Genomic DNA, 26,842 nt, shown 5'->3' with positions numbered 1-26,842 from the left:
ACTTTACAATAGGAGAATAAATTATGAAAGTATTAATAACTGGATTTGATGCATTTGGAGGAGAACCAGTAAACCCGGCTGAAGAAGCTGTTAAAATGGTAAGCAACAGAATCGCAGGAGCAGAGGTTATTAAAGTCATTATACCTACAGTTCAAAATAAATCCGTTAAAGCAATCGAGAATGCAATAGAGCAGCACAAGCCTGATATTGTGATTTCGGTAGGTCAGGCAGGAGGAAGATTTGATATAACTCCTGAAAGAGTTGCTATTAATCTGGATGATTATAGAATTAAAGATAACGAAGGAAATCAACCAATTGATGCAGTTATCCATTCAGATGGCCAATCAGCGTATTTTTCAAATTTACCAGTAAAAGCTATGGTCAAACATATGAATGAACATAACATCCCGGCATCATTATCAAATACAGCCGGAACATTTGTCTGTAACCATGTCATGTATGGAATCCTGTACATGATTGATAAGAAGTATCCGAATATAAGAGGTGGATTTATTCACATCCCTTATATGACTTCGCAAGTGATGGATAAGAAAAATACACCGTTTATGTCATTAAATGATATTGTGAAAGGATTAGAGCTCGCTATTGAAGCTTGTATTATTTATGACAAAGATATAAAAGCGATCGGCGGAGAGATTTGTTAATGAAACGAATCAATCTTTTTGTCTATGGAAGTTTACGGGAAGGTTTTTTCAATTATAATAAGTATTTAGATAATAAGGTCATTGAGAAAAAAGAGGCCAAGTTACAAAATATGAAATTATATCATATGCCCTATAAAGGATATCCTGCTATCACTTCTGGTGAAGATGTGGTATTAGGAGAAATAATGGTCATAAAAGGAGATTGTTACGAGGATACAATGAAGGCAATGGATCAGATGGAGGGGTTTATAAGCGAAAAAAATCCTGAAAATGAATACCATAAAGTTATTCTGGAAGTAGACAATCTTCATACCAATCAAAAAGAAAAATGTTATGTATATTTCTATAACAAAGGCAAAGATACACTTTTTGATAACCATGCCATTTATATTCCACATGGCGATTGGAAAGAATATATGAGTAGCGGAAATACACAAGAAGATCTCTATCAAACTGGAGATATGATCACAGGAATGGCTAAAAATGAAGTGGAAGAAAGTTATGTTTTTAGCTAAGGAATTAAGTGAAGATAAATTATACAAGAATCTATAGCATAAATGTGATCTTACAGCTGCAGAAATGCAGCTGTTTTCTTTTAACATTAGTACCGATCGTTTTATTCCTTAATAAATTCTTCCATATTCTCTTTACTTTTATGATATAAAATAACGATGAAGAGGATAATTCCGGCAGCAATCCAAATAGACGTGTTTCCCATATGGACACTGGAATAGGTCCCTATTAATGCACCGAAAATAAAGGAGAGTATAATGGCGGAAAATCTTTTAAATTTTCTCTTTGATTCAGAATCATGATTTATAAAGGCACCGTAAAAAGCTGATGAGGCAGTTCGCAGATTTCCGGTTGTAATGGTTGAATTATAGCTCCAATTTTCCAGTTTGTTGAAGGTGGCTATTTGTAGGGATGATACAAAGGCAATACTCATCGTGACAATCATATTGGGTACACTTCCCGGCAACCAACCGACAATAAATAAAATGATACACTCCAATAGTAAAACAGCTCGTCTGTGCATATCATGTTTGTCTTTTATATATTCGGCTGTTAAAACGCCGGCAATAAAAGCTAAAAAAGGCGGCACATTTTGTATGGCTGCTCCATATTTTGTGCTGGCTGCTCTCGCCGCAAATAAAACGGTATTTCCTGTTTGTGCGGTCGCAAAAACTCCGTCTCTGGTGACATACGTATATGCATCTAAAAATCCACCCACTAAGGCCAAAATCATGCCCATGAGTAACGAATTAGCTGATAATGAAAGGAATTTTCTTATTCTGTATTCCATATCTGTCTCCTTACTCTCGGCCTACTTTTTAGCATAAATGAAAAGAATGCAGCTTAATCGAAATGATTCCACATACCAAATTGGATTATACAAAACTCATCAAGAAAATATCCTTAAATCTATAATTTGGAAAATAAGTGCATGAGGAAACGGATGCAATTTTTTGCAATTAAATGAACGAAAAAGTTAACGGTTGCTTAAGGAATGTAATGGATTATCACGGACTGATAGGCTAGTTTGTTTCGAGGAAGAGATGAGATAGAATAGAAAGGTTTCTAGATCATATACTTAATGGAGAAAGAACCTCCGTTAGTAACGAGAGGTTCTTCATTCTTCATGCCTTTATTTTTTTCACATTCATTTCTTTCAGAGATACAATCTTTGTTTTCTTAATAAATTTATATCCCAACCAGAAAATCAGAAATAGTGGAAGACTGATATAGGATACCATTAAGCCATACCAATCAATCGGTCCGCCAAATAGAGCATCTGTATTTTGGCCAAGTATGATTAGGATACAGAGCGTGGCAGCAGTGAGTGGTGCGAATGGGAACCATTTTGCTTTATAAGGCAGATCATTTAGATCATAGCCTTGAGCCACATATGCTCTGCGAAAACGATAGTGGCTGATGGCAATGCCAAGCCAAGCGATGAACCCAGATAAACCAGCTGCATTAATGAGCCAGACATAAACCACACCGTCTCCAAAAAATGAACTTAAAAATGCCAGACAGCCAACCAGGCCAGTTGCGATTAAAGCATTGATAGGTACACCTTTTTTGCTCAATTTTCCAAGTGATTTTGGAGCATGTCCTCTTTCCGCTAAGTTCCATAGCATACGAGCTGCTGCATACATTCCTGAATTACCTGCTGAAAGAATAGCAGTTAGGATAATAGCGTTCATAACAGATGCAGCAAAGGCGATGCCAGCGCGCTCAAATAGAATAGTAAATGGGCTCTTTGCCACATTATCAGTGGCAGCCAGCTCTGGACTAGTATAAGGAATAACCAGACCAATGATTAGAATAGATAGGATAAAGAAAATTAAAATTCTCCAAAAAACTGAATTAACGGCTTTAGGAATTGTTTTGCCAGGATTTTCACTTTCACCGGCTGTAACTCCAATTAGTTCTGTTCCCTGAAATGAGAAGCCGACCACCATAAAGACTCCTAATATAGCTGTTATTCCTCCATTAAAAGGTGCATCATCCACTGTGAAGTTTTTGAATCCAATTGCTTCTCCACCGAGAATTCCGAATATCATCAAGACACCTGAGACAATGAAAATAATAATTGCAATCACTTTTATTAATGAAAACCAATATTCAGACTCTCCAAAGCTTTTTACGGAGAGTGCGTTTAAAAGAAAAATAATAAGAAGAAATAATCCGCTCCATAAAGCTGAAGGGCTGTTTGGAAACCAAAATTTCATAATTAACACGATCGCAGATAATTCTGCTGCAATTGTGACGGCCCAGCTATACCAGTAATTCCAACCTTGTGCAAAACCAAATGCGGGATCAACGAATCTCTCTCCATAAATACTGAATGACCCGGCAACTGGCATATGGGCAGCCATTTCTCCAAGGCTAGTCATAAGAAAGTACACCATTATACCGACAATCAGATAGGCAGCAAGTGCACCACCAGGACCGGCTGTATGAACTGTATTTCCACTGGCAAGGAATAACCCCGTGCCGATCGTTCCTCCAAGTGAAATCATCGTTAAGTGCCTCGATTTTAAATTTCGCTTTAATTTTCTTTTCTTTTTAAATATAGGTCGTTTTTTTGGTATGGAAGATTCCATTTTTTTGTATGCCTCTTTCTTAATTTCATTTTTATAATATAGTAGTTTTATATACCAATTTAGCAGGCAAGCTTAAACATTTTAGTTAATAATCGTAATTTACAGAAAGTTCTGTTTAGGAGGTAGTTTTGAACATGAGGGGCGGCGGCAATAAAAAAGAGCATCACCTCGATTAGCAGGGATGCTCAAATTCTATACATATAACATGGACAGAGAGGGGAAATTTATTTGTTTGATTCTAGAGTAAGCGTTCCATCGACGATTTTATAAACTTTATCGCAATAATCTATCAGTCTAGTATCATGTGTCACCACAATCGTTGTTTTCCCATGGTTAGTCGTAGCGGTTTTTAACATTTCCATGACTTCAAAGGCACGGTCTGAATCAAGGGAAGCGGTTGGTTCGTCGGCGAGAATGATACTTGGATCTGTATATAATGCTTTAGCAATCGCAACACGCTGGCGTTCACCACCTGATAGATCAGATGGGAAACTGTTAAGAAGATCTTCGATTCCCAGTGCATCAATAAGATTCTGTAGCTGTTTTGTTTGCATATTGCCCTTTTTCACTTTATCCAGTAATTGCATTTGCTGATTTACTGTAAGAAAGGGAACAAGGTTAGAAGCTTGCAAAACAAAGCCTATTTCTTTTAATCGAACAGCTCCTCGCTCTTTTTCCTTAAAGTTAGTTAAGTTTTGGCCGTTTACATAAACTTCCCCGTTGCTAGGTGTTTGAAGACCACCTGCAATGGTTAGAAACGTACTTTTCCCGGAACCGGAAGGACCGATTACGGCAATTAATTCTCCTGCGTCTGCTGTAAAGTTAGTCGTTTTTAATGCTTCAATCTCTGTGCGACCGGATTTGAAGACTTTGTTAACTTCTTTTAATTCCAGTAATGCCATAATATTAACCTCCTATCGCATCTAAAGGATCGATTTTGACAATGGTTTGAACAGAGAATAGTGCTCCCAGTATGGATACAACAATCAGGACAACACCATAAATCAGCATGTCAATATAGTTAAAGGCAACAGGAACGGCTGCGGGTAAGAAATAACCAGTTATAAGGGTTAGAATAAAACCAACTAGTACACCTGCCAGAGATAGGATGAAGGTCTGTGCAATTACTGATGTTGATAAATAGCTGTTAGAAATACCCTGAGCTTTCATGACTCCAAAAATACTGATTTTTTGAATCGTCAATACATAAAGGAAAATCGCCAAGATAACGGCAGATATAATAAATAGAAAATAAATCATAAAGGTTAAAGTTAAGTTTTGTTCTGAATATCCAGGCATATTTTCAATAAATGTTTGTGTAGATACAACTTTATGCGCATCATCGACAGTGACGTTGTCTAAGTTATCTGTACGAATGACAAAGCCATTAATTTGGTCCTCTTTTTGTTTTGCAGCTTCACCAAAACGAACTTCTTGAACGGTTTCCAGAGATCCGTACAATACTGGCGCAGCATTGAATTTTGCATCTTCTGTAAATCCGGTAATGGTAAGAGTGGTGTCAGTGGAAGAAAGGCTCAATTCGTCACCAATTTTAAACCCCTCATCCTTAAGAGAATCATCAGCGATTACCTCACCAGTTTTACTAAAAGCTTTTCCTTCAGTTACCTCAGGCATAATAAATTCATCTTCACGGATACCGAAAAGAGAGACATTTGCTTTACTATCATCTACTTTTGCAATCGAGTTAAACTGGGACAATACGGCATACTCATCTGTACCATTGCCTTCATAATCGCCAATTTCCATACTTGATTGCGGGAGCGTAATATCTGATTCATCCGTCAAAATGATTCCATTTGCATCCCATTTATCAACGGCTTCTTTATTGTGGTTTTCAAGCCCGTTAGCCAACCCGGATAAAAAGAAGACAAGATAGGAAACAAGTGTTAGAACCCCAACAATTAAAATAAAGCGTAGTTTATTATTTTTAATTTCATTCCAGGCTAAAAACATGCATCCCCATCCTCACATAATTCATATTGTAAATATAGTTAATATATAAATAATGTATAAGAAAAATATAATAATAGCAAATAATTGAATTACAGGGAATTTTGGTTAGAATATAAAAAAATCCCCGATAGGCAAACAGACTTTATCTTTTAATCTGTCGGCTTATTGGGGCATATCATGAATAGGGGTGTGAGGATAGTTATTTTATTTTAGAGGTATTGATTGATTTCGTTCAAAATCTGCAGCCAATCTTTATCAGACGGGGATACATCCCAGCGAGGACCTTGTTGTGTGCTTTCTCTAATCCCTAGCCCACCAACGATAAATTTAATCTTTGGATTTTTCTTATAAAGGGCGTCTATGTATTTTTGGACTGCGTTATCATGTTTATCACTGGAAATCGAGATGGCCACTATACCAATATGCTTTTCCTTAATTATCTCATCTAACCCATCAAGTGGTGTATTGGCACCTATATAATAGACCGGATAATGTTGCTCTTTTAAAAAGAGCGTAAAAAGGATTAATCCAAGTTGATGATGCTCTCCTTCCGGACAAATGGCAATCACTTTAGGTTGAACAGGGGATGGTTGGAAAACCGTAAAAAAATTAATGGCGCGCTGAAGCACAATATTACTAATCATATGCTCCTTAATAACAGACAATTCTCCTTGCTCCCAAGCATTACCTACCTTGTACATAAGCGGGACAATAATAGAATAAAAAACAGTTTTGTAATGAAATTGGGAGAAGTATAAATCAAAAAGCTGATTGCATCTTTCAGAATCAAATTGCAAAACTGCATTAAAGAGTTCATCAACTTGTTTACAGAATGGTTGGTTTAATGTGGGGTCTATTGATTGGTTCTGATTGAAAATACCTTTATCTTTTTCCTTTTGAATTTTAAGAAGTTGAACGGCCTGGCTTACGCTCATTTTATTGTTATAAACTTGCTTTTTAAGCCATTTTAAATCATTTATATTTTCCTCAGTATATATTCTGTGACCTGTGTCAGTACGCTTTGGAGTAATGGCATGATAACGGGTTTCCCATGAACGAATAGTAACAGATGGCATATCTAACAGTTTAGAAACAGCGTTAATTTTATACATAAATAACATTTCCCCTAAAATACTTTGGATTCCTACATTTTAACAGTATATTAAATTTATAAAAGAATGCAATTTTGAGGTACTAAAGTAAGATCGTAAATTTAAAGATTACATATCTTTGCGATTAATACTTGAGTCTATTGTTAAAAATTCAAATAATAAATTTGGAGCAGTTTCCATATATTCATACGTACATAATTGGTGTATGGAATTTCTTGAAATAAGTGAAGGATGGGTTGAGATGGGGGTAAAATTGATAGTTGGAATTGGTATTGCTTATATTTTATTGTCTCTTCTACTCTTGCCAATGCAATATAAGTATGTAAAGGGACTAAAAGAAATGGATGAAGAACGAAAAAAGCTGGGGGTTTCTCAAGGTGAATTTTATGAGAACATGAGTTTTGAAAACCAACTGCTCCATTCCAATGCACAAGGAAATCTGTTTTTTATAGGAGCCAATTTATTGGCAACCGCTCTATTTCAATATAAACTTGCTGAACGAAAAAAGGCAGTAACTGATCTATACAAAGTTAATTCCCATACATATAGCCAAAAGTGAACCCAGTCATGAGACTGGGTTCTTTCAGTTCATTATTTGTTTTTAAGGTTATAGATTGAATTGTATGTATTGCTATAATATCAAAATAAAAAAATATATGTACATATTTTCCTGTACGAGTTAAACTATATTCAGAATATTTTAATCTTTCAATTAAATCACCGTTTCATATCTTTATCTATATGAAAAACAGGGGGCATGTGTAATGAAAAAGAAGCAACTCGCAGGTATTATTCTTTCATTATCATTAGGTATGGGTGTTATGGCTGGATGCGGTGGGGAGAAATCGAGCGGCGGAGAAAAGGGAGATACGATTAAAATTGGAGCAAACCTTGAATTAACCGGAGGCGGCGCATCCTATGGTCAATCGATTGTGGAAGGGATGGAATTGGCACTTGATGAAATAAACAAAGAAGGTGTGGAAGGCAAAAAGCTGAAGATTGTGAAATACGATAATAAATCGGATGCAGCAGAAGCAACGACTGGAGCTATAAAGCTCGCCAGCCAGGATAAGGTAAATGTCATGATTGGTGCGGCAACGAGTACAAATACGCTAGCACAGGTCCAAGTTGCAAACGACAATAAAGTACCATTAATTACACCGACAGGAACAAATGAAACCATTACTTCAAAGGATGGCAAGGTCAATGAATATGTATTTAGAACATGTTTTATTGATCCGTTCCAGGGAACAGTTGCAGCAAACTTTGCTCAGCAGGAATTGGGAGCAAAAACAGCTGCTATTTATGTAGATAGCTCCAGTGACTATTCCAAGGGGCTGGCAGCAGCCTTTAAAGATGCATTTACAAAAGCGGGCGGTCAAATTGTAGCAGAGGAAGCGTTCTTACAAAAAGATACTGATTTTCAATCAACGCTGACAAGAATTAAAAAAGCGAGTCCAGATTTTATTTTTGTTCCGGCATTCTATGAAGAAGTTGGCTTAATTTTAAAACAGGCACGTGAGTCAGGAATTGACGTTCCGGTTATGGGAGGAGACGGTTGGGATTCTCCTAAGTTAATCGAGATTGCAGGTACAGAAGCACTGAATAATACCTTTATAACGAATCATTATTCTGCTGGAGATCCGGACAAAAAAATTCAGGATTTTGTATCAGCATTTAAAAAGAAATATAAAGATAAATCACCTGATGCCTTTGCTGCGCTTGGTTACGATACAGCCTTCTTCATTGCTGATTCCATCAAACGTGCAGGGGATAATGCAACACCCGAAAAAATTAAAGATGCTTTGGCGGAAACAAAAGACTTACAACTTGTATCGGGTAATTTAACGATGGATGAAAATCATAATCCAGTTAAGTCAGCTTCTATTTTAAAATATGAAAATGGTAAGCAAGTTTTTGAAACGAAGGTAAATCCATAAGAAAGAGGAATAGGAAGCTTTGTTAAAAAGCTTCCTGTTTTTGAAATATGGACGGAGGGGAGTCGGGTTATGGAATTCATTCAGCAAATGGTAAATGGGATATCACTTGGCAGTATATACGCTTTAATAGCACTGGGTTATACGATGGTATATGGAATTGTAAAACTAATCAATTTTGCACATGGCGATGTATTTATGGTCGGGTCATTTATTGGCTTTTATGCCATTACGATTATGGAATTATCTTTTTTCCCCGCATTGCTCCTAGCCATGGTGGCTTGTGCCATATTTGGAGTTTTAATTGAACGGATTGCGTATAAACCTCTTCGCAATGCAACTCGTATAGCAGCACTCATCACGGCAATAGGTGTTTCCTTATTAATTGAAAACGGGATGATTCGCATCAGGGGAGCGCAGCCTGAAGCATATCCAAAGGATGTTCTGCCATCTGAAACCATAGATATCTTTGGTGTCATGATAAAAAGTCAATCACTGATGATTTTGGGTGTATCAATCTTCCTAATGCTCGTCCTGCAATTTGTTGTTCATAAAACCAAAATTGGCCGGGCGATGCGTGCGGTTTCATTTGATGCGGATGCAGCAAAATTAATGGGAATCAACGTTAACAATACAATTTCTGCTACGTTCGCGATAGGATCTGCTCTTGCTGGTGCTGCAGGTGTTATTTTTGGGACTTACTATACAAAAATAGAGCCATTAATGGGAGTGATGCCAGGTCTTAAAGCTTTTGTCGCTGCTGTTCTCGGAGGAATTGGTATTATTCCGGGAGCCATGGTTGGTGGACTGCTACTTGGTGTAGTAGAGGCGTTGGTCAGTGCCTTCGGGTTATCCTTATGGAGAGATGCAGCTGCATTTGTTGTCCTTATCTTGATTTTAATTTTTATGCCGCAGGGCTTATTTGGAAAAAACCGAAGAGAAAAAGTGTAAGGGAGACATAGTGATGGCAATTTTTAAGAAGGTTAAAGGTTTTTGGCTCTCTATTTTACTCTCATTCGTTTTGTTTGCCTTAATACAGTTTCTTATTTCAGGCGAATATATAAATGTTTTTTATACTAATCTTATTATCACGATTGGGATTAATATCATCCTTGCTGTTAGTTTGCATTTAATTATTGGTATTACAGGACAATTTTCAATTGGACATGCAGGCTTTTTGGCAGTTGGGGCATATGCATCTGCTATTATGTCTATGAATTTTGAAATCCCTTTCTTTTTGGCTATGCTGATTGGAGGAATCATAGCGGCTTTGGTCGGCATGATTATAGGGATTCCGAGCTTACGATTAAAGGGTGATTACTTAGCGATTGCCACACTTGGATTTGGGGAAATTGTTCGTATTGTTTTCCTTAATATGGATTATATTGGCGGGGCGAGAGGGATGCTGGTCACTCAAATGACGACTTGGTCCTGGGTGTTTGGCTGTATTTTAGTGACGATTATTGTCATTCGGAATTTCACTAATTCCACTCATGGTCGTGCATGTATATCTGTTAGGGAAGATGAAACAGCAGCAGATTCTATGGGGATTAACACTACGTATTATAAAGTAGCTGCCTTTGTCATTGGTGCCTTTTTTGCCGGAATTGCAGGTGGTCTATACGCCCATAACTTTTATATTGTACAGCCGTCTACCTTTGGCTTCCTAAGGTCCTTTGATATTTTAATATTCGTAGTTTTGGGAGGATTGGGCAGCTTGTCAGGTTCGGTGATTGCAGCTATTCTTTTAACATTCATTTCTTCGTTTTTATCAGACTATTCGGAAACAAGAATGCTCCTTTACAGTATTATCTTAATCGTGACAATGCTATACAGGCCACAGGGATTGATGGGTACAAGGGAAATCACCTCATTTTTCAAAAGGAAGACTAAAGGGGGAGTGAAGGATGCAAACCATCAAACCACTACTTAAGGTTGACAATATTGGGATTCGATTTGGAGGATTAAGAGCAGTAGCAGATGTGTCTATGGAGCTGTTTCCAGGAGAACTTTGCGGCTTAATAGGCCCTAATGGAGCAGGGAAAACAACCTTTTTTAATCTTTTAACTGGGGTCTATGTACCATCAGAGGGAACAATCTATTTAGATGATGAAAAACTAAATAAACTGCCACCTTACAAAATTACAAGAAAGGGAATTAGCAGGACGTTCCAAAATATTCGTTTGTTCGGCGATTTATCTGTCATTGATAATGTGAAAGTTGCTTATCATTCACAGGCTAGACATTCTATGTTCAGTTCAATAGTTAGAATGCCCAATCATTTTTCCGGAGAAAAAGAGATGGACCAAAAAGCCGTCGAGTTTTTGAAAATATTTAATTTGGATTCATATCGCGATGAAAAAGCCAAGAATCTCCCATATGGAATGCAGCGCAGGCTTGAAATAGCAAGAGCTTTAGCGACGAATCCGCGGTTACTCTTACTGGATGAACCGGCAGCAGGAATGAATCCTAAAGAAACTGACCAGCTGATGGACTTAATCAGCTTAATACGTGAAAAATTTGATTTAACAGTACTTTTGATTGAGCATGATATGCAACTTGTGATGGGTGTGTGTGAACGTATTTATGTACTTGATCACGGACAATTAATCGCCCACGGAACACCGGATGAAGTGCGCAATAATCCTAAGGTTATAGAGGCATATCTAGGTGAGGAGGTATCCTGATGCTGAAGGTCGAAGATATTAATGTTTACTATGGCAATATTCAGGCATTAAGAGGAATATCTTTTCATATTGAGGAAGGGGAAATTGTCACATTAATCGGTGCTAATGGAGCTGGCAAAAGTACATTGCTCAAAACTGTTTCAGGTTTACTTAAACCGAAACAAGGTCAAATCATATATCAGGATAAATCAATTGCTGGAAAAGCAGCACAAGAGATTGTAAAGCAGGGAATCTCACATGTACCAGAAGGACGCCGAGTTTTTGCCAATATGACAGTGGATGAAAATTTACAGCTCGGTGCTTACTTACGTAAGGATCGAGTTGGGATTAAGGAGGATCTGGAGAAGGTATTTGAGCTTTTTCCCAGGTTGAATGAACGGCTGAAACAGCCTGCAGGAACACTGTCTGGTGGAGAACAGCAAATGCTTGCGATGGGAAGGGCATTAATGGCAAAACCGAAATTACTTTTACTCGATGAGCCATCTATGGGACTTGCACCACTCCTTGTTAAAACGATTTTTCGTATAATTGAAGAAATTAATGCCTCGGGGACAACTATCCTACTTGTTGAACAAAATGCTAATTTAGCTTTATCGATTGCTAATCGTGCTTATGTGGTAGAGACCGGTAGAATTGTTCTCTCAGGATCTGCAGATGAGTTGACCTCAAGTGAAAAGGTTAAAATGGCTTATCTTGGCGGGCATTAAAGGATAAAAATCACTCCTTTGTAACTTCTGCTGAGGAGTGATTTTATGTAGGCCATAGTTCATATAAATGGTACATGGCTTGATATAAATTCAATATACATTTTAATTAATAAGATAACTGGTAAAACCTTTGCTCAATCTTCCAGATTCACTTTTTTAAGTAGAGTATTATAAAAATAATACGTGGAATTAACGGGAACATTAACCTATACTGCTTATTCTATAATCTCTTTCTCTTCCTCGATTGCTGAGATTCTATCTAGAGTATTTACGATAAGAATTGAAAAAGCTTATCGGTTTCTTAACAATAATTTTATTACTACAAGCTATTATACATAATCTGGGAATGTGTAAAATTTGAAAGACCTAATCTATATAATTAATCAAATAGCTGAAAAAAGCACATCTATTCCCCGTTGTGAATAATATTGGTATCTGTTATATTAGAATAATAATAATAGAATAGTACCTTATCATTTCGATGGGGTAGAGGTGCAGGTTTCAAGAGTAAGCTATGTGAGGATGACAACAGAGATCATAGCCCAAAGGGGAGACTGCCGAAGCAAGTTGATTAGTCAAAAATGAACTTGCTGGGGTTGTTTTGAATAAAAGCAACACTGTCATTGTAAGAGGTTCTTATAATGAGGAGCTACAGGTCGTGATGGAGAAAGATAAGCTGATACAGGGTTGCATTAGATATTTCTCTATTGCAGCCCTTCTTTATTCTCTTTTATGCTGGAAGAAAAGAGAGCAAAGGTACAGCCCACACGGTGAGTTCCCCTTAATTATGTGGAGGAGGAAAAAATGGAAACGACAGTTTATACAATCATTCCCCCATTATTGGCCATTTTGATGGTGGCCTTAACAAGAAAAGTTTTGCTATCCCTCGGAGTGGGAATTGTGGCATCGGCTTTCATGCTTGCTGATTTTAAAATGGGAGAAACATTTATTCTTATATGTGATGCCGTAAAAGGAATCTTTATTTCAGATGGGTCACTTAATGTATCCAATATATATATTATTTTATTCTTACTCATCCTTGGTATTATTACTGCGTTTATTTCAATCTCAGGTGGGAGCCACGCTTTTGGTGAATGGGCGATGAGACATGTAAAAACAAGAGTTGGTGCCCAATTAGTAGCGGCCTTGCTTGGAATACTCATTTTTATTGACGATTATTTTAATGCCTTGGCAGTTGGCCAAGTAGCACGTCCAATAACGGACAGACATAAGATACCGAGAGCAAAACTTGCCTATCTCATTGATTCCACCTCGGCACCAGTCTGTGTAATTATGCCGGTTTCGAGCTGGGGAGCTTATATTATTGCGTTGATTGGGGGTATTTTCGTTACTCATCAAGTGACAGAATACAGTTCCTTATCAGCATTTATTCAAATGATTCCAATGAACTTTTATGCGACTACAGCATTGGTTATGGTTTTTATTGTTATCTACCGAAATTGGAATGTCGGCCCAATGAAATTACACGAGGAAAGAGCAGAAGCGGAAGGCATTCTTTATAACCCAGCCAAGACAGTGCCGGGAGAATTAAAAGAAGATTTACCGAGAAGTACGACAGGTAGAGTCGGAGATTTAGTGATTCCCATTGTGACTCTTATTATTGGTACAGTAGCTGCCATGTTATGGACAGGTTATCAGGAAGTTGCCGGCCATGCGACTCTTTTGACTATTTTTGAAAATACTAATGTCACTAAATCATTAGTGTTGGGTGGTACAATCGGTATAATCGTAACCATTCTTATGTTTTTACGACAAGTCTTTATACTGCGCGGAGTCTCTATAAAAGTGTTTACCAAGGGACTTAAGCATGGAATTGGCGCTATGCTGCCAGCGGTATATATTTTATTATTTGCCTGGACCATCGTTGACTTGATAGGTAGGCTTGGAACAGGCCAGTATTTAGCAGGATTAGTACACTCCTTAAATTTAAATGTATCTTTCCTTCCATTGTTATTATTTTTACTAGCCGGATTGATGACATTTGCAACGGGTACTTCATGGGGGTCGTTTGGGATTCTGCTTCCAATAGCCGGAGAAATTGCGGCAGCGACAGATATTACGATGATTTTACCCGCTATGGCAGCTGTGTTGGCCGGTGCTGTATTTGGTGACCATTGCTCTCCTATATCAGATACAACAATACTTTCTTCTACAGGTGCCTGTGCGCATCATATCGATCATGTGATGACGCAACTCCCATATGCTTTAATCAGTGCAGGTATTGCCATGACAGGGTATATTGTTCTTGGATTTACAGGAAGTACACCATTTGCACTGATGATCGTTATCGTATTGCTTGCTTCATTTGCTTGGATGACTAAGCCACGAAAACAAGAACAAATGGAAAACAGTATAATGAATACTTAAAATAGGATAGCCGGGAAACCGGCTATTTTTTTTACAAGGGGGGCGTGATAATCCAGAGTTCTCTAGCCTGCTCCTTTTAGATTGTTAATCTATTTTAACTAAGCATGTTCTTATAGGCTCTGACTATTAATCCACAAATCACTGCAACCCCGAAGAAGGTAATTAGGAAAGTCAGTGGAGAGGAGGATGTTCCAAAAACAACTTCATTTTGAAGTAGTTCTACGTTCCCCCATTTATCATCAAAATCAGGTTTATAATACCTTGTTTTAATATAGCCTACTAGGAGTGGTCCACCTATATAGATCAAATGAATGATAAAGGAAACAACTAATGATTGAATAATCGTTTTCAATGAAAGACACTCCCTTCAACACCTGCTATTCCCATAATAATCCATATGAGGTATTTCAGTAACTATCATTTGCTAAAAAAAATAAGGAACCTTTAAAATTCGGTTCATAAAAGTGTTTAATCTGTTAATAAAATGGATACATAATATTATATTTGTATAACAATTGATCTTTGGGAGATTTAGTATGAATCATTTTAGGAGGGTGAGGAATCATGAGAAGCAGTATTCCATTTAGGACATTAGTATCCATTATTATGCCTAGCTATAATTCAGAGGTATCTATTCGTCAAACCATTGAGTCAGTTAAAAAGCAAACCTATGAGAATTGGGAATTCATTATTGTTGATAATGCCTCTACTGATAATAGCAGGAGTTTAATAAGAGAGTACCTAATGGAAGATTCCAGAATAAAATTAATTACCCTTCAGGAAAATGTCGGACCGGGAGAAGCTAGAAATATGGCTATTAAATCTGCTAAAGGTCATTATATTGCCTTTCTTAACATTGATGATTTATGGGCACCAAATAAATTGGAAAAACAGCTTGAATTTATGCAAGCACATAACTTGGCATTTAGTTACACGGATTATCAATTTATTGATGAGAGAAACCTTGCTTATGAACCTGTCATAAAGATGCCTAATCAACTTACATATCAAGACTTGTTAAGAAATACAACAGCGATTGGCACTTCAACTGTTATAATCGATCAATATAAAGTTGGGAAAGTTCAATTGACCAACAATCGCCATATACCAGAAGATTTTGCTCTCTGGCTTTCTATATTAAAACGAGGATTTAAAGCAATGAGATTAAAAAGCGTTCATGCTTATCTAAGAAAGAGTAATTATATATTGGAAAAAAGCAATTATCAATCTGCTACCCGAATTTGGTCATTATATCGTGAAGTGGAGAAATTAAGTGTCTTTGAATCGGCTTTTTGCTTTGTGAATAATGCGAAACAAGAAGCAAGAAGAAATCGAAGTTTAAAGGTATGAGAAGAACTGGCGTCCGTTACTTTTGAGGATGCCAGTTTTATTTATTAAATAAATTTTGCAGTTTTTGTCGAAAAAAGATTGAAATATGTTGAACAATCTGCTAGTATAATACTTATCTTATTTGCGGGTGTAGTTTAGTGGTAAAACCTCAGCCTTCCAAGCTGATGATGAGGGTTCGATTCCCTTCACCCGCTCTTAATTTCCGTTAACAACGCAGTGTTTCGTAACCTTGGAGTACGAAGCATTGCGTTTTTTATATTTTTATAATATTTTTTACTTGACTCAATAGATGGATTGCAGACTCTCCTCCATGGACTTGAATAAACATTTTGGAAATTGCCTGCATGATCTGCTTTGCTTGTTCTTTAGTCATTTCAGGATGAAAATAAATGACATGCAGTGCATTTGTTGTATGGTCATTCACACTGGTACGTACAGAATCTACATAAGGGCTGCCAAATGGGCCTGTCTGATCAAAAGAACCTATAATCCCCTCTAATTTGTTTACACGGCCATTTAAACCTTCATATGAATCCTCAAGTGTACCGATTCGGAACACCACATCACCTTTCACCTCTGCTAAATCGTATATTCCCATTGGACATGTATATTGCAGGGAGAAAAAATTATTGAGAGCGATCGCTGAATTTCCTGATGGCGTATACGCTTCTTTTTTGACGCGACGAAATAATGATTCCACTGAGGGGCGATAGCGGGAAGGATCACTTCCTGTTTGTTTAAATACTTTTCTCCATGATACAATCCCTTCATATGCGTTCCAGGGTTTACTTTCCAGTTCAGTATGTAAATGTTCGATAAAGAGCTGAAGACGTCCTATCAGCATGGAAGGTAGGGCATCTGCCACAATCTCTTGATAGGAGATAATACCGATTTTTACATCGCCGGCACATTCAAATAGTTGCCGATCCACTTGAATTTGCATAAATTTACACCTCCAAAATGATTGGAATATAGTTTACCATAAATACGAGAGTTATACATATTTCCTAGAAAGGAGAGGCTAAGATGGATTTTCGTTTACTTAAGGAAGAAATTATTGACTACAGCAAGACAATCGGGATCGATAAAATAGGATTTACATCAGCTGATCCTTTCCAGGTGTTAAAGAAACGGCTGATTGACCAACAGAATCTTAACTTTGCATCGGGGTTTGAAGAATCAGATTTGGATAAACGGACCAATCCAAGAAAGCTAATGCCGGAAGCTCAATCTATTATCGCTATTGCCATAGCCTATCCTTCCAAACTTAAGAATGCACCTAAAAGTAAAGCTGGCGACAGGCGTGGTATTTTTAGCCGTTCTTCATGGGGCACGGATTATCATTATGTAGTAAAGAATAGATTGGCTAAGCTTGAAGCATTTATTTTAGAGCGGTTGCCTGAATCCCTCTTATCATCAATGGTTGATACTGGTGAATTAGTGGATCGTGCCGTAGCAGAGCGGGCCGGTATTGGTTGGAGCGGGAAAAATTGCTCTATTTTAAATGAGGAATTTGGCTCTTACCTATATCTTGGAGAAATGATTACGAATATCCCTTTTCCATCTGATACTCCAATGGAGGACTTGTGCGGAACATGTACAAAATGTCTGGATGCCTGTCCTACCGGAGCATTGGTTCAGGGCGGACAAATTAATGCCAAGAAGTGTATATCATTTTTGACCCAAACGAAGGAAATGATTCCTTATGAATTCAGAGATAAAATGGGCAACAGGGTGTATGGGTGTGATTCCTGTCAGACAGCCTGTCCATATAATCGCCGTATAGACTTTCATAATCATCCTGAATGCGAGCCGAATCCAGAATTAGCTAAACCTCAGCTCAAGACCATGTTAACATTAAGTAATCGCCAATTTAAAGAGAAGTTTGGCAGTATTTCAGGTTCATGGCGTGGAAAGATGCCGATTCAGAGAAATGCGATTATGGCGCTGGCACACTTCAAGGATCAAGATAGTATTGGATCTATTAAAGAATTACTGCAAAAGGATCCGAGGCCAGTTATCAGGGCTACTGCAGCATGGGCTATTGGGAAAATAGGTGGCCAGGAAGCAAGTGATATCTTAACAGATTGTCTAACAAAAGAGGAAGATCAGATGGTAGTGGATGAGATAAAAGGCGCAATCGACCACCTTATTTTACCGGAGTAACTTTTTTACTCCGGTTTTTGTATGGAATTTATACATTCATCATACTTTTTAAAAAAAGGAGTGTGAATGAATTGATGAAAGAAAACTTGCGCAAATTGGTCGTGGAGAGAATACAAAAACTCAAAGAAGATCCATCTTCTTATAAGAAAGATAACATAGAGAGCTTGGTAAAAAAGCGCGATGGAATCCAATTGCGCGGGGGAGAATTAGTCAAAGTAATGGCTAAGGGACATGTAAAAAAAATTGCAGAACGGACAGATGCCATTGATGCGATTTATGAAATACATTGGAAGCTCGCGATTAAGCAAGGAAAACAATTTTACCTGGAAGAAGAAGTAGAATTACGCAAAGCTTCTTTTAAAGGAACCGACCTGTTACATGATCAGGAATTAATCAAAAAGCCTCAAGTACTGGATCAAGGTCTCCTTAAGAATTTGAATGTTGTTTCTCCGCGTTCCAAGATTGCTTATAACAGGTTGAAGGCAGTTCAATATGCTGAGAGATGGTGGAACTCCTTTAATCCTAACTTTCCGCAATTCACGGACGATTGTACAAATTTTATATCCCAATGTTTATATGCAGGTGGAGTACCGATGTGGGGCACGCCGAATCGTACAAAGGGGTGGTGGATAGAAGGGAAAAGCAATTGGAGTTATAGTTGGACAGTAGCACATGCTTTTATGCTGATGTTAAAAGCAGCTGCTTGGACGAAGGAAGTGAAGAACCCGACCCAATTAATGATTGGGGACATCATTTGTTATGATTTTGAAGGAGATGGCAGGTACAATCATAATACAATTGTGACAGCAAAGGATGAATATGGGAATCCATTGGTAAATGCTCATACAACAAACAGTCGATTGAGATTTTGGGATTACGAAGACTCCACAGCTTACACTCCCAATATTCAATATAAATTTTTTCATATACTAACGAATTAGGGCTCCCATTTTTGGAAAAGGGATAAATAGTGTTATAATAAAGGCTGCTTAAACTATCCAGAGGTGAGAAAAAGTGTCTTTACATATTGTTTTATATCAACCATTAATCCCGGCAAATACGGGTAATATTGCCCGCACCTGTGCGGCCACTGATACAACTCTGCATTTAATCCGTCCATTGGGATTCTCTACTGATGATAAGGCGTTGAAGCGTGCCGGACTTGATTATTGGGAGCATGTAACCATTATTTATTATGATTCAATTGAGGAATTTTTTGAAAAGAATAGTGGTGGAGAGTTCTTATACATCACAAAGTTTGCTAAGAATTATCACAGTGATATTTCATATGAAGATACCACTAAAGATTACTTCTTTATTTTCGGCAGAGAAACAACAGGTCTGCCAAAGCATTTATTAGAGGAGCATCCTGAAAGAGGATTGCGTCTGCCTATGAATGATACCCATGTTCGTTCACTTAATTTATCGAACACAGCAGCGATTGTCATTTATGAAGCATTACGCCAACAAAATTATATACATTTAACATAACTTCTCCTTTTGAGAAGTTTTTGTTTTAGCATATTAAACATATCTTTAGATGACATCCGTACTGTTTGGTATATTTGGTGACGAAACGATAGAAAGGAGCTTTAGTCCAGTGAATGAAACGATTGAATTATTAAAGAATCATCGTTCGATTCGAAAATTTAAAGATAAATCATTATCAACAGAGCAAGTTGAAGCGATTGTCAGTGCAGCACAGTCTGCGTCAACATCGAGTTTTGTACAGGCTTATTCAATTATTGGGATCAGTGACCATAATAAGAAAAAACAATTGGCTGAACTGGCAGGCGGACAGTCCTATGTAGAACAGAATGGATATTTCCTAGTGTTTTGTGCAGATTATAATCGCCATAAGCTGGCTGCTGATCTAGAAGGTACAAATATAGATCACAATCTGGAAAGTATGGAGACTTTCATAATTTCATTAATTGATACAGCGTTGGCTGCACAAAATGCTGCCATTGCAGCTGAATCGATGAATCTCGGTATCTGTTTTATCGGTGGTATCCGAAATAATATCGAAAAGGTTTCTGATCTTTTAAAATTACCTGATCGCGTAATTCCGCTCTTCGGAATGGCCATTGGTTATCCGGAAGATGAAGCGGCTACTAAACCGCGTCTGCCACTGAAAGCAGTCTTTCATGAGAATGAATATGAGGACAAGCAGACTGAACTCGAAGAATATAATGAAATCATCTCAGCCTATTATAACGAACGTACAGACGGCTTAAGACAAGATAGATGGACAGAGCAAATTATTGGTTTGCTAACAAGCAAACAGCGTGAATTCATGATGGATTTTGTAAAGTCCAAACACTTTGCTCTAAAATAAATATAAAACAGCAAACCCCTCACTTCATGAGCTGAAAGTGAGGGGTTTTTACTTTATTAACCTTGACCTATGTGAGCAAGAGACAAGGTATCAAGATGTGACGATTTTAGTCTTTGTTCCTTAATTTGGCCGTTTCAGCTTTTTAGTTAATCCGGCTTCGGCTCCTAGCTCCTCGAGACATAAGAGTAGCCATTGCGGGAGGGAATAGCGCCTCCCTACATGCCTCCTCTTATGCTTGTCGGAGCTGACCAGTCGCCTCAGCACTTTAGTTTGTTTTGTCGTTGTAGCCGCCGGTGAAGATGGCAGCAAGGAATGCTAGGGATACAGCAATTATAATAGCAACAGTCATTGAAAGGTCCTCCTTATATCGGTATCTTGGAAAAAGTATACCATATTAGTTAATTTTTTTCTTTAATGAGAGTATTTTAATAAATCGAAAATCAGGCAATTCATTTATGGATTCTGGAGGGCATAGCACATGTTTGGCTCAATACGTGCATACAGTATTAGTAGCAGCTGAATCACAGCTAGGGGAGGATTAATACTGAATGGATATCATAAAAAAAATAGAACAGTTCAGAGAAGAAGAGGAAAAGTTGAAGTGGGAAGGAACATTCGGTGACTATTTGCAACTATTAAAGAAAACACCCTTAGTCGCTCAGTCAGCTCATTCCAGGGTTTACAACATGATTAAGGATGCAGGCGTTGAAATTATTGATGGAAAGAAAAGATATAGCTTCTTTAAAGGGGAATTATTTGGTCTTGAGGAATCACTTGAACGTCTAGTAGAGGAATATTTTCATCCAGCTGCTAAACGATTAGATGTGCGAAAACGTATATTGCTATTAATGGGGCCTGTGAGTGGTGGTAAATCGACCTTAGTGACACTTTTAAAACGGGGACTTGAGCAATATTCACGGATGGATCGGGGAGCGATTTATGCGATAAAAGGTTGCCCAATGCATGAAGATCCACTGCATCTAATACCTGCACATTTGCGCAATGATTTTTTTGAAGAGTATGGAATTAGGATCGAAGGAAATCTTTCGCCTTTAAATATGATGAGATTAGAACAGGAATATCATGGAAGAATTGAAGATATGACCGTAGAAAGGATTTTCCTATCTGAAGATAAACGGATTGGAGTGGGGACATTCAGTCCATCTGATCCAAAATCACAGGATATTGCTGATTTAACTGGCAGCATCGATTTTTCTACGATTGCTACGTACGGATCAGAATCCGATCCGCGAGCGTATCGTTTCGATGGGGAATTAAATAAAGCAAACCGTGGGATGATGGAATTTCAGGAGATGTTAAAGTGTGATGAGAAATTCCTATGGCATTTGCTTTCATTGACACAGGAAGGGAATTTTAAAGCGGGCAGATTCGCACTTATAAGCGCGGATGAATTAATTATAGCGCATACGAATGAAACGGAATATCGTTCCTTTATTTCTAATAAAAAGAACGAAGCTTTGCATTCCAGAATCATTGTTATGCCGGTTCCTTATAATTTAAAAGTATCCGAAGAAGAAAAAATTTATAAGAAAATGATTCATGAAAGTGATGTATCAAACGTCCATATCGCACCGCATACCTTAAGAGTCGCTGCCATGTTTACTACTCTTAGTAGATTGAAGGAACCGAAAAAAGGTGATATTGACCTTGTCAAAAAAATGAGGTTATATGATGGAGAAAACGTTGAAGGCTTTAATTCTTCAGATGTAGAGGAATTAAAAAAGGAATATTCAGATGAAGGAATGGGCGGTATCGATCCACGTTATGTCATTAACCGCATATCATCCACCATTATCAGAAAAGAAATACCATCCATTAATGCGTTGGATGTATTGCGTTCCTTAAAAGAAGGGTTGGATCAACATGCTTCCATTACAGCAGAGTTGAAAGAACGCTATATGAACTATATCTCTCTTGCAAGAAAAGAATATGATGATATTGCGAAGAAGGAAGTACAGAAGGCATTTGTTTATTCCTATGAGGAGTCAGCAAAAACATTAATGAACAACTATTTAGATAATGTGGAAGCTTTTTGCAATAAATCAAAACTTCGCGATGTCCTAACAGGCGAGGAAATCAATCCTGATGAAAAATTAATGCGTTCTATTGAAGAACAAATTGGCATATCTGAAAATGCCAAAAAAGCATTCAGAGAAGAAATTTTAATCCGTATTTCTGCTTATGCCCGTAAAGGCAAGCGGTTCGATTACAATTCTCATGACCGTTTACGCGAAGCAATCCAGAAAAAACTGTTTGCTGACTTGAAAGATGTTGTTAAAATTACAACTTCATCTAAAACTCCAGATGAAAGTCAATTAAAGAAAGTAAACGAAGTGGTTGCCAGATTAATAGACGAACATGGATATAATTCTACATCAGCTAATGAGCTTCTTCGATATGTAGGAAGTTTGTTGAATAGATAAGATTATTAGTGAAGAACTATCTAAACAGTCGATTCAAACGACTTACAGATAGTTCTTTTTAATTGTTATTTACATGTAAAGAATGAGATTAATATTCTCTAGAGAAGGAGAACACCTATATGGACTGATCCTCCAAAATTTTCGAGACTGGGATATGGGTAAGAAAGAGATTAGCAAGGTAGTATAATAGTTTATTGGAAAATAATGTTTATTAAGAGGGGTGGCTGGGAATATGCCATAGGAGGTGATGAAAATGAAAAAAGATGCAAAGGCAGATACGATTGCTGAAAGTCTTGCTGAGAATGGCTCAATGGCACCGGATCTTGAGGAAATGAAGAACCTGGGAAAACAGATGGAGCACCTTAGGACAAATGAAGAACTATCCAAAGAATACGATAAGCAACCAGATCCTGTTCAACATGAGGAAGAAGAGGCAGAAAATAAATAAAACAATAGGTCGTTTCTCAAAAACGCTTGGTTATTGAGTGGCATCTCCCGCGTAAGTTCTGTTTGATAATAAGGGGGGAATATCCAAGCGTTTTTCTTTATGAATACAAATGCTCCTATACAAAACATAGGATTTTTTTATTGTATGGAGATGAACAGGACTGCTAAAAAAACCGCTTATTCTAAAGATATTTGGCTACTTTCGTTCATATTCTCATTGATATCCATTAACTTGCCGCCAATATTTAAACTACCACAGTAAAGCACCCCCTTTTATAATCCTCTTTCAAAAGCGTCATACAAGCCTTAATTCGTGAGCACTACCTGAATTAATTCCTACCTGCCTTAAACTATTTTCAGTCATATGTATGGTTTTAGAATTATATGATCTAAATGGTGAGGGATGAGCGAAACTTTGTCTTATTTTAAGAATATTTTGGCAATAAATCGTAGCTTACGCATAGGATAGAGTAATCAGACAGTGATTTTGAAAAAATCAAAACAACTAAAAAATGATGAATGCTATATAGGGGGGAAAACGATGTCGGATAAGAATGATAGCCATCAGTTCGCCATTTCAAAGGAAGATTGGACCCTCCATCGAAAAGGTTTTGATGATCAGCAAAGACATCAGGAGAAAGTGCAAGAAGCGATACGAAATAATTTACCTGAACTAATAACAGAGGAAAGTATTATCATGTCCAATGGGAAGAATGTGGTGAAGATCCCGATTCGCTCTCTTGATGAATATAAAATTCGTTATAATTATGATAAAAACAAGCATATTGGTCAGGGAGAGGGAGATTCCCAGGTAGGAGATGTAGTTGCAAGAGATGGAAGTGGGCAAAAGGCACCGGGAAAAGGAGGAGAAGCGGGAGACCAGGCAGGAGAAGATTATGTAGAGTCTGAAGTTTCTTTATTAGAGATTGAGGAAGCCTTGTTTTCTGAACTCGAGTTACCCAATTTAAAAGAAAAAGAACAGGGAGATCATACAGTCGAGCATTACGAATTCAATGATATTCGGAAGACAGGTTTAATGGGAAATGTAGATAAGAAAAGAACGATGATTAGTGCTTTTAAAAGAAATGCACTGGGGGGCAATCCTGGATTTGCACCAATCTATCAGGATGATCTTAAATTCAAAACGTGGAATTCAGTTGAGAAGCCAGAATCTAAAGCAGTCGTTTTGGCCATGATGGATACATCTGGAAGTATGGGGCTGTGGGAAAAATATATGGCTCGCAGCTTTTTCTTTTGGATGACACGTTTCTTAAGAACCAAGTATGAAACTGTTGATATTGAATTTATTGCGCATCATACAGAAGCCAAGGTCGTAGAAGAAGAAGATTTCTTTTCTAAAGGAGAGAGCGGTGGAACGATTTGTTCATCGGTTTACCGTAAGGCTTTAGAGATTATCGAACAAAAGTATCCAATTGAACGCTATAATATTTATCCTTTTCATTTCTCAGATGGAGATAACTTAACTTCAGATAACCCTCGTTGTGTTAAACTAGTTGAAGAATTAATGGACGTATCCAACATGTTTGGGTACGGGGAAGTTAACCAATACAATCGAAATTCCACATTAATGTCCGCATATAAAAACATTAAGGATGAAAAGTTTCAATACTATATATTGAAGCAAAAGGCTGATGTCTTTCATGCAATGAGAAGTTTCTTTAAAAAAGAAGTGGGGAGTACAGGTTCATAATAATTAAAAAGACTGACGTTAAGGGCAGATACAAAATCTTGCGCCTTGCGTCAGTCTTTTTTATAGAATAATTATTTCATTTCCATCATTGCAACAAGTTTCTTAGATAAGGCTAAAAGTATTAGACCGAAGAAAATGGCTACACCGCCGATTAGAGCGAATACTTCAAAATAACCAAGTGATTGTGTGACAACAGCTAATTGTCCAGCAATAATGTTAGCGACACCAGATGATGCTAACCATACACCCATTAGCAATGAAGCTAATTTAACTGGAGCAATTCTACTTACAAGGGAAAGTCCTACTGGAGATAAGAACAATTCACCCATTGTATGAAGGAAGAATGTTACCACAATAAACATGATGTTTGCTTTTTGTTCCACGCTCGCAACATCGTTACCTGTTTGGAAAATCGCAAATAACAATACGATATAACCCAAACCTAGAGTAATCATCCCCATTGCCATTTTAGTCGGAACCGGAATGTCACCACGTTTAGAGCTTGCAAGTTTCACCCATAGTGCAGAGACAATTGGTGCCAATAGGATGATGAATAATGGGTTAAGCGATTGGAACCAGGATACTGGCACTGTATAACCAAGTACATTGCGATCAACAAAGTCTTTTGTATATAGAGTTAAGGAACTTCCAGCTTGTTCAAAACCGGCCCAGAAGAAGACAACAAAGCAAGTAATGATAATGATTACCCAAGTACGTTGTTTCTCACTGCGCGTTAATGGAGCATTGGATTTTTCTTTAGATTCTTTCGTTTGAGTAACGGATGGACGTTTACCGGCATCGCCTAAGTATTTGTTAGCAAATAGGTTGAATAGCAATTGACCGATGATCATACCGATCGCTGAAATTAAGAAACCATATTTGTACCCATATGTCATAACTCCGTTAACTGTCGTAGCAAATAAATCTTCCGAAACAAATCCGATGATTAATGGGGCAAAGAAAGCACCAACATTAATACCCATATAGAAGATTGTATAGCCCGCATCACGGCGAGATTCATTGCCTACATATAATTGTCCAAGCAATGTAGAAATATTTGGTTTGAAGAAACCATTACCAGCGATTAATAACGCTAAGCCAATGTATAAAAATGTTTGGCTCTGATGGGCGAATAAAGCAATATTACCTAAGGCCATTAAGATTCCGCCAATTGTAATAGACAGGCGGTGACCTAGATAACGGTCTGCCAACCATCCACCAATAAGCGGTGTAAAGTAGACAGCACCAGTGTAGAATCCGTAGATACTAAGAGCTGTTTTGTTATCAATCCCCAATCCGCCGCTGACTAACTCAGTAGTCAAATAGAGGATTAAAATAGCACGCATGCCGTAATAACTAAATCTTTCCCACATTTCTGTTAGGAATAAAAGATATAATCCAGGAGGATGCTTTTTCTTGCCAAGCTCCTGAGCTTGAGTGTTAACTGACATCTCTGTTTCCTCTCCTTATTTCATAACATAAATACTATTTTAAGAAAATTTAGAGTAAATAACAATAGTTTTTTTAGTGCTTTAGCGAAGTAAAAAGATTCATAAATATTCAACAATTATGATTATTTAGAATTAAAAGTTGTATTTTTATTAGTTTCCAGTATTATTCTTTGAATATAAAACCAACTTTTTTGTATATAAATACATCCGCGTATAATGGTATATTACCACATATTATTATATTGAAAAAGAAATAAATTTCATTTAATAAAAGTCAGTTTATTATAAAAAGTCTTACAAACAAAGTGTTATAAGGGAACCATGTATATGACAATTAATCTACTGAAATAGGATT

Annotated in this window: 25 protein-coding genes, 1 tRNA gene and 1 riboswitch; of the genes, 18 read left to right on the top strand and 8 right to left on the bottom strand. The window is 37.4% G+C overall.

Annotated features, from left to right (window positions below; translation table 11 throughout):
• The first annotated feature begins 23 nt into the window (after positions 1 to 23).
• Both pcp and AC4G3K_RS10220 read left to right on the top strand, forming a co-directional pair.
• Positions 24 to 665, top strand: coding sequence for a pyroglutamyl-peptidase I (pcp, locus tag AC4G3K_RS10225; protein ID WP_491076281.1), 642 nt, complete (start codon positions 24 to 26; stop codon positions 663 to 665).
• Positions 665 to 1,180 (top strand): gamma-glutamylcyclotransferase family protein, encoded by a 516-nt coding sequence (locus AC4G3K_RS10220; RefSeq protein ID WP_491076282.1) that lies wholly within the window; start codon positions 665 to 667, stop codon positions 1,178 to 1,180. Before pcp ends, AC4G3K_RS10220 begins: the two co-directional genes overlap by 1 nt.
• 101 nt (positions 1,181 to 1,281) lie before the next feature.
• On the opposite strand, the gene AC4G3K_RS10215 is transcribed toward AC4G3K_RS10220, so the two are convergent.
• The 5 genes from AC4G3K_RS10215 to AC4G3K_RS10195 form a co-directional block, all read right to left on the bottom strand.
• Entirely contained in the window at positions 1,282 to 1,968 is a 687-nt protein-coding gene (locus AC4G3K_RS10215; protein ID WP_491133231.1) for a YoaK family protein, read from the bottom strand.
• A 334-nt stretch (positions 1,969 to 2,302) separates the two neighbouring features.
• A complete protein-coding gene (locus AC4G3K_RS10210) occupies positions 2,303 to 3,775 on the bottom strand; it encodes an amino acid permease (RefSeq protein WP_491076284.1) in 1,473 nt (490 codons plus the stop codon).
• A 224-nt stretch (positions 3,776 to 3,999) separates the two neighbouring features.
• Entirely contained in the window at positions 4,000 to 4,677 is a 678-nt protein-coding gene (locus AC4G3K_RS10205) for an ABC transporter ATP-binding protein (RefSeq protein WP_491133230.1), read from the bottom strand.
• A gap of 4 nt (positions 4,678 to 4,681) precedes the next feature.
• On the bottom strand, positions 4,682 to 5,749 hold the full coding sequence (locus AC4G3K_RS10200) for an ABC transporter permease (RefSeq protein WP_491133229.1): 1,068 nt from the start codon (positions 5,747 to 5,749) through the stop codon (positions 4,682 to 4,684).
• A gap of 209 nt (positions 5,750 to 5,958) precedes the next feature.
• On the bottom strand, positions 5,959 to 6,861 hold the full coding sequence (locus AC4G3K_RS10195; protein ID WP_491076287.1) for a MerR family transcriptional regulator: 903 nt from the start codon (positions 6,859 to 6,861) through the stop codon (positions 5,959 to 5,961).
• A gap of 241 nt (positions 6,862 to 7,102) precedes the next feature.
• Between AC4G3K_RS10195 and AC4G3K_RS10190 the strand changes: the two genes are divergently transcribed.
• The 7 genes from AC4G3K_RS10190 to AC4G3K_RS10160 all read left to right on the top strand — a co-directional run bounded on the left by AC4G3K_RS10190 (position 7,103) and on the right by AC4G3K_RS10160 (position 14,580).
• Positions 7,103 to 7,420: a DUF3949 domain-containing protein gene (locus AC4G3K_RS10190; protein WP_491133228.1), complete on the top strand. Its 318-nt coding sequence runs from the start codon at positions 7,103 to 7,105 to the stop codon at positions 7,418 to 7,420.
• Positions 7,421 to 7,625: 205 nt separating this feature from the next.
• Positions 7,626 to 8,801 carry an ABC transporter substrate-binding protein gene (locus tag AC4G3K_RS10185; protein WP_491133227.1) on the top strand — a complete coding sequence of 392 codons (1,176 nt, stop codon included), beginning with the start codon at positions 7,626 to 7,628 and terminating at the stop codon, positions 8,799 to 8,801.
• A gap of 69 nt (positions 8,802 to 8,870) precedes the next feature.
• Positions 8,871 to 9,749 carry a branched-chain amino acid ABC transporter permease gene (locus tag AC4G3K_RS10180; RefSeq protein ID WP_491076290.1) on the top strand — a complete coding sequence of 293 codons (879 nt, stop codon included), beginning with the start codon at positions 8,871 to 8,873 and terminating at the stop codon, positions 9,747 to 9,749.
• Between the two features lie 13 nt (positions 9,750 to 9,762).
• Positions 9,763 to 10,731 (top strand): branched-chain amino acid ABC transporter permease, encoded by a 969-nt coding sequence (locus AC4G3K_RS10175; RefSeq protein WP_491076291.1) that lies wholly within the window; start codon positions 9,763 to 9,765, stop codon positions 10,729 to 10,731.
• Positions 10,706 to 11,485 carry an ABC transporter ATP-binding protein gene (locus AC4G3K_RS10170; RefSeq protein ID WP_491076292.1) on the top strand — a complete coding sequence of 260 codons (780 nt, stop codon included), beginning with the start codon at positions 10,706 to 10,708 and terminating at the stop codon, positions 11,483 to 11,485. Before AC4G3K_RS10175 ends, AC4G3K_RS10170 begins: the two co-directional genes overlap by 26 nt.
• The gene (locus AC4G3K_RS10165; protein WP_491076293.1) at positions 11,485 to 12,192 is read left to right on the top strand and encodes an ABC transporter ATP-binding protein; all 708 of its coding nucleotides are present in this window, start codon (positions 11,485 to 11,487) and stop codon (positions 12,190 to 12,192) included. The genes AC4G3K_RS10170 and AC4G3K_RS10165 overlap by 1 nt, the downstream gene beginning before the upstream one ends.
• Positions 12,193 to 12,671: 479 nt before the next feature.
• Positions 12,672 to 12,852: riboswitch (Lysine riboswitch) on the top strand.
• 144 nt (positions 12,853 to 12,996) lie between these two features.
• Positions 12,997 to 14,580 carry a Na+/H+ antiporter NhaC family protein gene (locus AC4G3K_RS10160; RefSeq protein ID WP_491133226.1) on the top strand — a complete coding sequence of 528 codons (1,584 nt, stop codon included), beginning with the start codon at positions 12,997 to 12,999 and terminating at the stop codon, positions 14,578 to 14,580.
• A 94-nt stretch (positions 14,581 to 14,674) separates the two neighbouring features.
• On the opposite strand, the gene AC4G3K_RS10155 is transcribed toward AC4G3K_RS10160, so the two are convergent.
• Positions 14,675 to 14,932: a hypothetical protein gene (locus tag AC4G3K_RS10155; protein WP_491133225.1), complete on the bottom strand. Its 258-nt coding sequence runs from the start codon at positions 14,930 to 14,932 to the stop codon at positions 14,675 to 14,677.
• 212 nt (positions 14,933 to 15,144) lie between these two features.
• Here AC4G3K_RS10155 and AC4G3K_RS10150 point away from each other — a divergent pair, with 212 nt between their 5' ends.
• Positions 15,145 to 15,930, top strand: coding sequence for a glycosyltransferase family 2 protein (locus tag AC4G3K_RS10150; RefSeq protein WP_491076296.1), 786 nt, complete (start codon positions 15,145 to 15,147; stop codon positions 15,928 to 15,930).
• Between the two features lie 123 nt (positions 15,931 to 16,053).
• Positions 16,054 to 16,124 (top strand) — tRNA-Gly (locus AC4G3K_RS10145).
• A gap of 59 nt (positions 16,125 to 16,183) precedes the next feature.
• Here AC4G3K_RS10145 and AC4G3K_RS10140 read toward each other — a convergent pair.
• Positions 16,184 to 16,873 carry a B3/B4 domain-containing protein gene (locus tag AC4G3K_RS10140; protein WP_491133224.1) on the bottom strand — a complete coding sequence of 230 codons (690 nt, stop codon included), beginning with the start codon at positions 16,871 to 16,873 and terminating at the stop codon, positions 16,184 to 16,186.
• 83 nt (positions 16,874 to 16,956) lie between these two features.
• Here AC4G3K_RS10140 and queG point away from each other — a divergent pair, with 83 nt between their 5' ends.
• From queG to yhbH, 7 genes are all read left to right on the top strand, one after another.
• Complete coding sequence (gene queG / locus AC4G3K_RS10135; protein ID WP_491133223.1) at positions 16,957 to 18,096, top strand: tRNA epoxyqueuosine(34) reductase QueG; 1,140 nt, start codon at positions 16,957 to 16,959, stop codon at positions 18,094 to 18,096.
• Between the two features lie 74 nt (positions 18,097 to 18,170).
• Positions 18,171 to 19,037 (top strand): amidase domain-containing protein, encoded by an 867-nt coding sequence (locus tag AC4G3K_RS10130; protein ID WP_491133256.1) that lies wholly within the window; start codon positions 18,171 to 18,173, stop codon positions 19,035 to 19,037.
• Between the two features lie 73 nt (positions 19,038 to 19,110).
• Positions 19,111 to 19,587, top strand: a complete 477-nt coding sequence (gene trmL, locus AC4G3K_RS10125) for a tRNA (uridine(34)/cytosine(34)/5-carboxymethylaminomethyluridine(34)-2'-O)-methyltransferase TrmL (RefSeq protein WP_491076299.1) — start codon at positions 19,111 to 19,113, stop codon at positions 19,585 to 19,587.
• 109 nt (positions 19,588 to 19,696) lie between these two features.
• The gene (nfsA, locus tag AC4G3K_RS10120) at positions 19,697 to 20,434 is read left to right on the top strand and encodes an oxygen-insensitive NADPH nitroreductase (protein WP_491076300.1); all 738 of its coding nucleotides are present in this window, start codon (positions 19,697 to 19,699) and stop codon (positions 20,432 to 20,434) included.
• A gap of 548 nt (positions 20,435 to 20,982) precedes the next feature.
• On the top strand, positions 20,983 to 22,878 hold the full coding sequence (locus AC4G3K_RS10115; RefSeq protein WP_491133222.1) for a PrkA family serine protein kinase: 1,896 nt from the start codon (positions 20,983 to 20,985) through the stop codon (positions 22,876 to 22,878).
• 253 nt (positions 22,879 to 23,131) lie between these two features.
• Entirely contained in the window at positions 23,132 to 23,326 is a 195-nt protein-coding gene (locus AC4G3K_RS10110) for a hypothetical protein (protein ID WP_491076302.1), read from the top strand.
• A gap of 540 nt (positions 23,327 to 23,866) precedes the next feature.
• Positions 23,867 to 25,036 carry a sporulation protein YhbH gene (gene yhbH / locus AC4G3K_RS10105; protein WP_491076303.1) on the top strand — a complete coding sequence of 390 codons (1,170 nt, stop codon included), beginning with the start codon at positions 23,867 to 23,869 and terminating at the stop codon, positions 25,034 to 25,036.
• A 71-nt stretch (positions 25,037 to 25,107) separates the two neighbouring features.
• Here yhbH and AC4G3K_RS10100 read toward each other — a convergent pair whose 3' ends face one another.
• Positions 25,108 to 26,487, bottom strand: coding sequence for a peptide MFS transporter (locus AC4G3K_RS10100; RefSeq protein ID WP_491076304.1), 1,380 nt, complete (start codon positions 26,485 to 26,487; stop codon positions 25,108 to 25,110).
• Positions 26,488 to 26,842 lie beyond the last annotated feature (355 nt).

The sequence above is a fragment of the Bacillus sp. z26 genome (assembly GCF_058313635.1).
Note: the sequence above shows the minus strand (reverse complement) of the source record. Positions and strands in the feature narration are given on the sequence as shown.

What these genes read in the sequence shown, in the direction of transcription:
- AC4G3K_RS10175 (WP_491076291.1), top strand. Translation starts at nt 9,763, where the DNA reads ATGGCAATTTTTAAGAAGGTTAAAGGTTTTTGGCTCTCTATTTTACTC.
- AC4G3K_RS10190 (WP_491133228.1), top strand. Translation starts at nt 7,103, where the DNA reads ATGGGGGTAAAATTGATAGTTGGAATTGGTATTGCTTATATTTTATTG.
- AC4G3K_RS10170 (WP_491076292.1), top strand. Translation starts at nt 10,706, where the DNA reads ATGCAAACCATCAAACCACTACTTAAGGTTGACAATATTGGGATTCGA.
- queG (WP_491133223.1), top strand. Translation starts at nt 16,957, where the DNA reads ATGGATTTTCGTTTACTTAAGGAAGAAATTATTGACTACAGCAAGACA.
- AC4G3K_RS10215 (WP_491133231.1), bottom strand. Translation starts at nt 1,968, where the DNA reads ATGGAATACAGAATAAGAAAATTCCTTTCATTATCAGCTAATTCGTTA.
- AC4G3K_RS10205 (WP_491133230.1), bottom strand. Translation starts at nt 4,677, where the DNA reads ATGGCATTACTGGAATTAAAAGAAGTTAACAAAGTCTTCAAATCCGGT.
- AC4G3K_RS10140 (WP_491133224.1), bottom strand. Translation starts at nt 16,873, where the DNA reads ATGCAAATTCAAGTGGATCGGCAACTATTTGAATGTGCCGGCGATGTA.
- yhbH (WP_491076303.1), top strand. Translation starts at nt 23,867, where the DNA reads ATGTCGGATAAGAATGATAGCCATCAGTTCGCCATTTCAAAGGAAGAT.
- AC4G3K_RS10160 (WP_491133226.1), top strand. Translation starts at nt 12,997, where the DNA reads ATGGAAACGACAGTTTATACAATCATTCCCCCATTATTGGCCATTTTG.
- AC4G3K_RS10115 (WP_491133222.1), top strand. Translation starts at nt 20,983, where the DNA reads ATGGATATCATAAAAAAAATAGAACAGTTCAGAGAAGAAGAGGAAAAG.
- AC4G3K_RS10185 (WP_491133227.1), top strand. Translation starts at nt 7,626, where the DNA reads ATGAAAAAGAAGCAACTCGCAGGTATTATTCTTTCATTATCATTAGGT.
- AC4G3K_RS10210 (WP_491076284.1), bottom strand. Translation starts at nt 3,775, where the DNA reads ATGGAATCTTCCATACCAAAAAAACGACCTATATTTAAAAAGAAAAGA.
- AC4G3K_RS10110 (WP_491076302.1), top strand. Translation starts at nt 23,132, where the DNA reads ATGAAAAAAGATGCAAAGGCAGATACGATTGCTGAAAGTCTTGCTGAG.
- AC4G3K_RS10200 (WP_491133229.1), bottom strand. Translation starts at nt 5,749, where the DNA reads ATGTTTTTAGCCTGGAATGAAATTAAAAATAATAAACTACGCTTTATT.
- AC4G3K_RS10100 (WP_491076304.1), bottom strand. Translation starts at nt 26,487, where the DNA reads ATGTCAGTTAACACTCAAGCTCAGGAGCTTGGCAAGAAAAAGCATCCT.
- AC4G3K_RS10195 (WP_491076287.1), bottom strand. Translation starts at nt 6,861, where the DNA reads ATGTATAAAATTAACGCTGTTTCTAAACTGTTAGATATGCCATCTGTT.
- AC4G3K_RS10165 (WP_491076293.1), top strand. Translation starts at nt 11,485, where the DNA reads ATGCTGAAGGTCGAAGATATTAATGTTTACTATGGCAATATTCAGGCA.
- AC4G3K_RS10180 (WP_491076290.1), top strand. Translation starts at nt 8,871, where the DNA reads ATGGAATTCATTCAGCAAATGGTAAATGGGATATCACTTGGCAGTATA.
- AC4G3K_RS10130 (WP_491133256.1), top strand. Translation starts at nt 18,171, where the DNA reads ATGAAAGAAAACTTGCGCAAATTGGTCGTGGAGAGAATACAAAAACTC.
- AC4G3K_RS10220 (WP_491076282.1), top strand. Translation starts at nt 665, where the DNA reads ATGAAACGAATCAATCTTTTTGTCTATGGAAGTTTACGGGAAGGTTTT.
- AC4G3K_RS10150 (WP_491076296.1), top strand. Translation starts at nt 15,145, where the DNA reads ATGAGAAGCAGTATTCCATTTAGGACATTAGTATCCATTATTATGCCT.
- pcp (WP_491076281.1), top strand. Translation starts at nt 24, where the DNA reads ATGAAAGTATTAATAACTGGATTTGATGCATTTGGAGGAGAACCAGTA.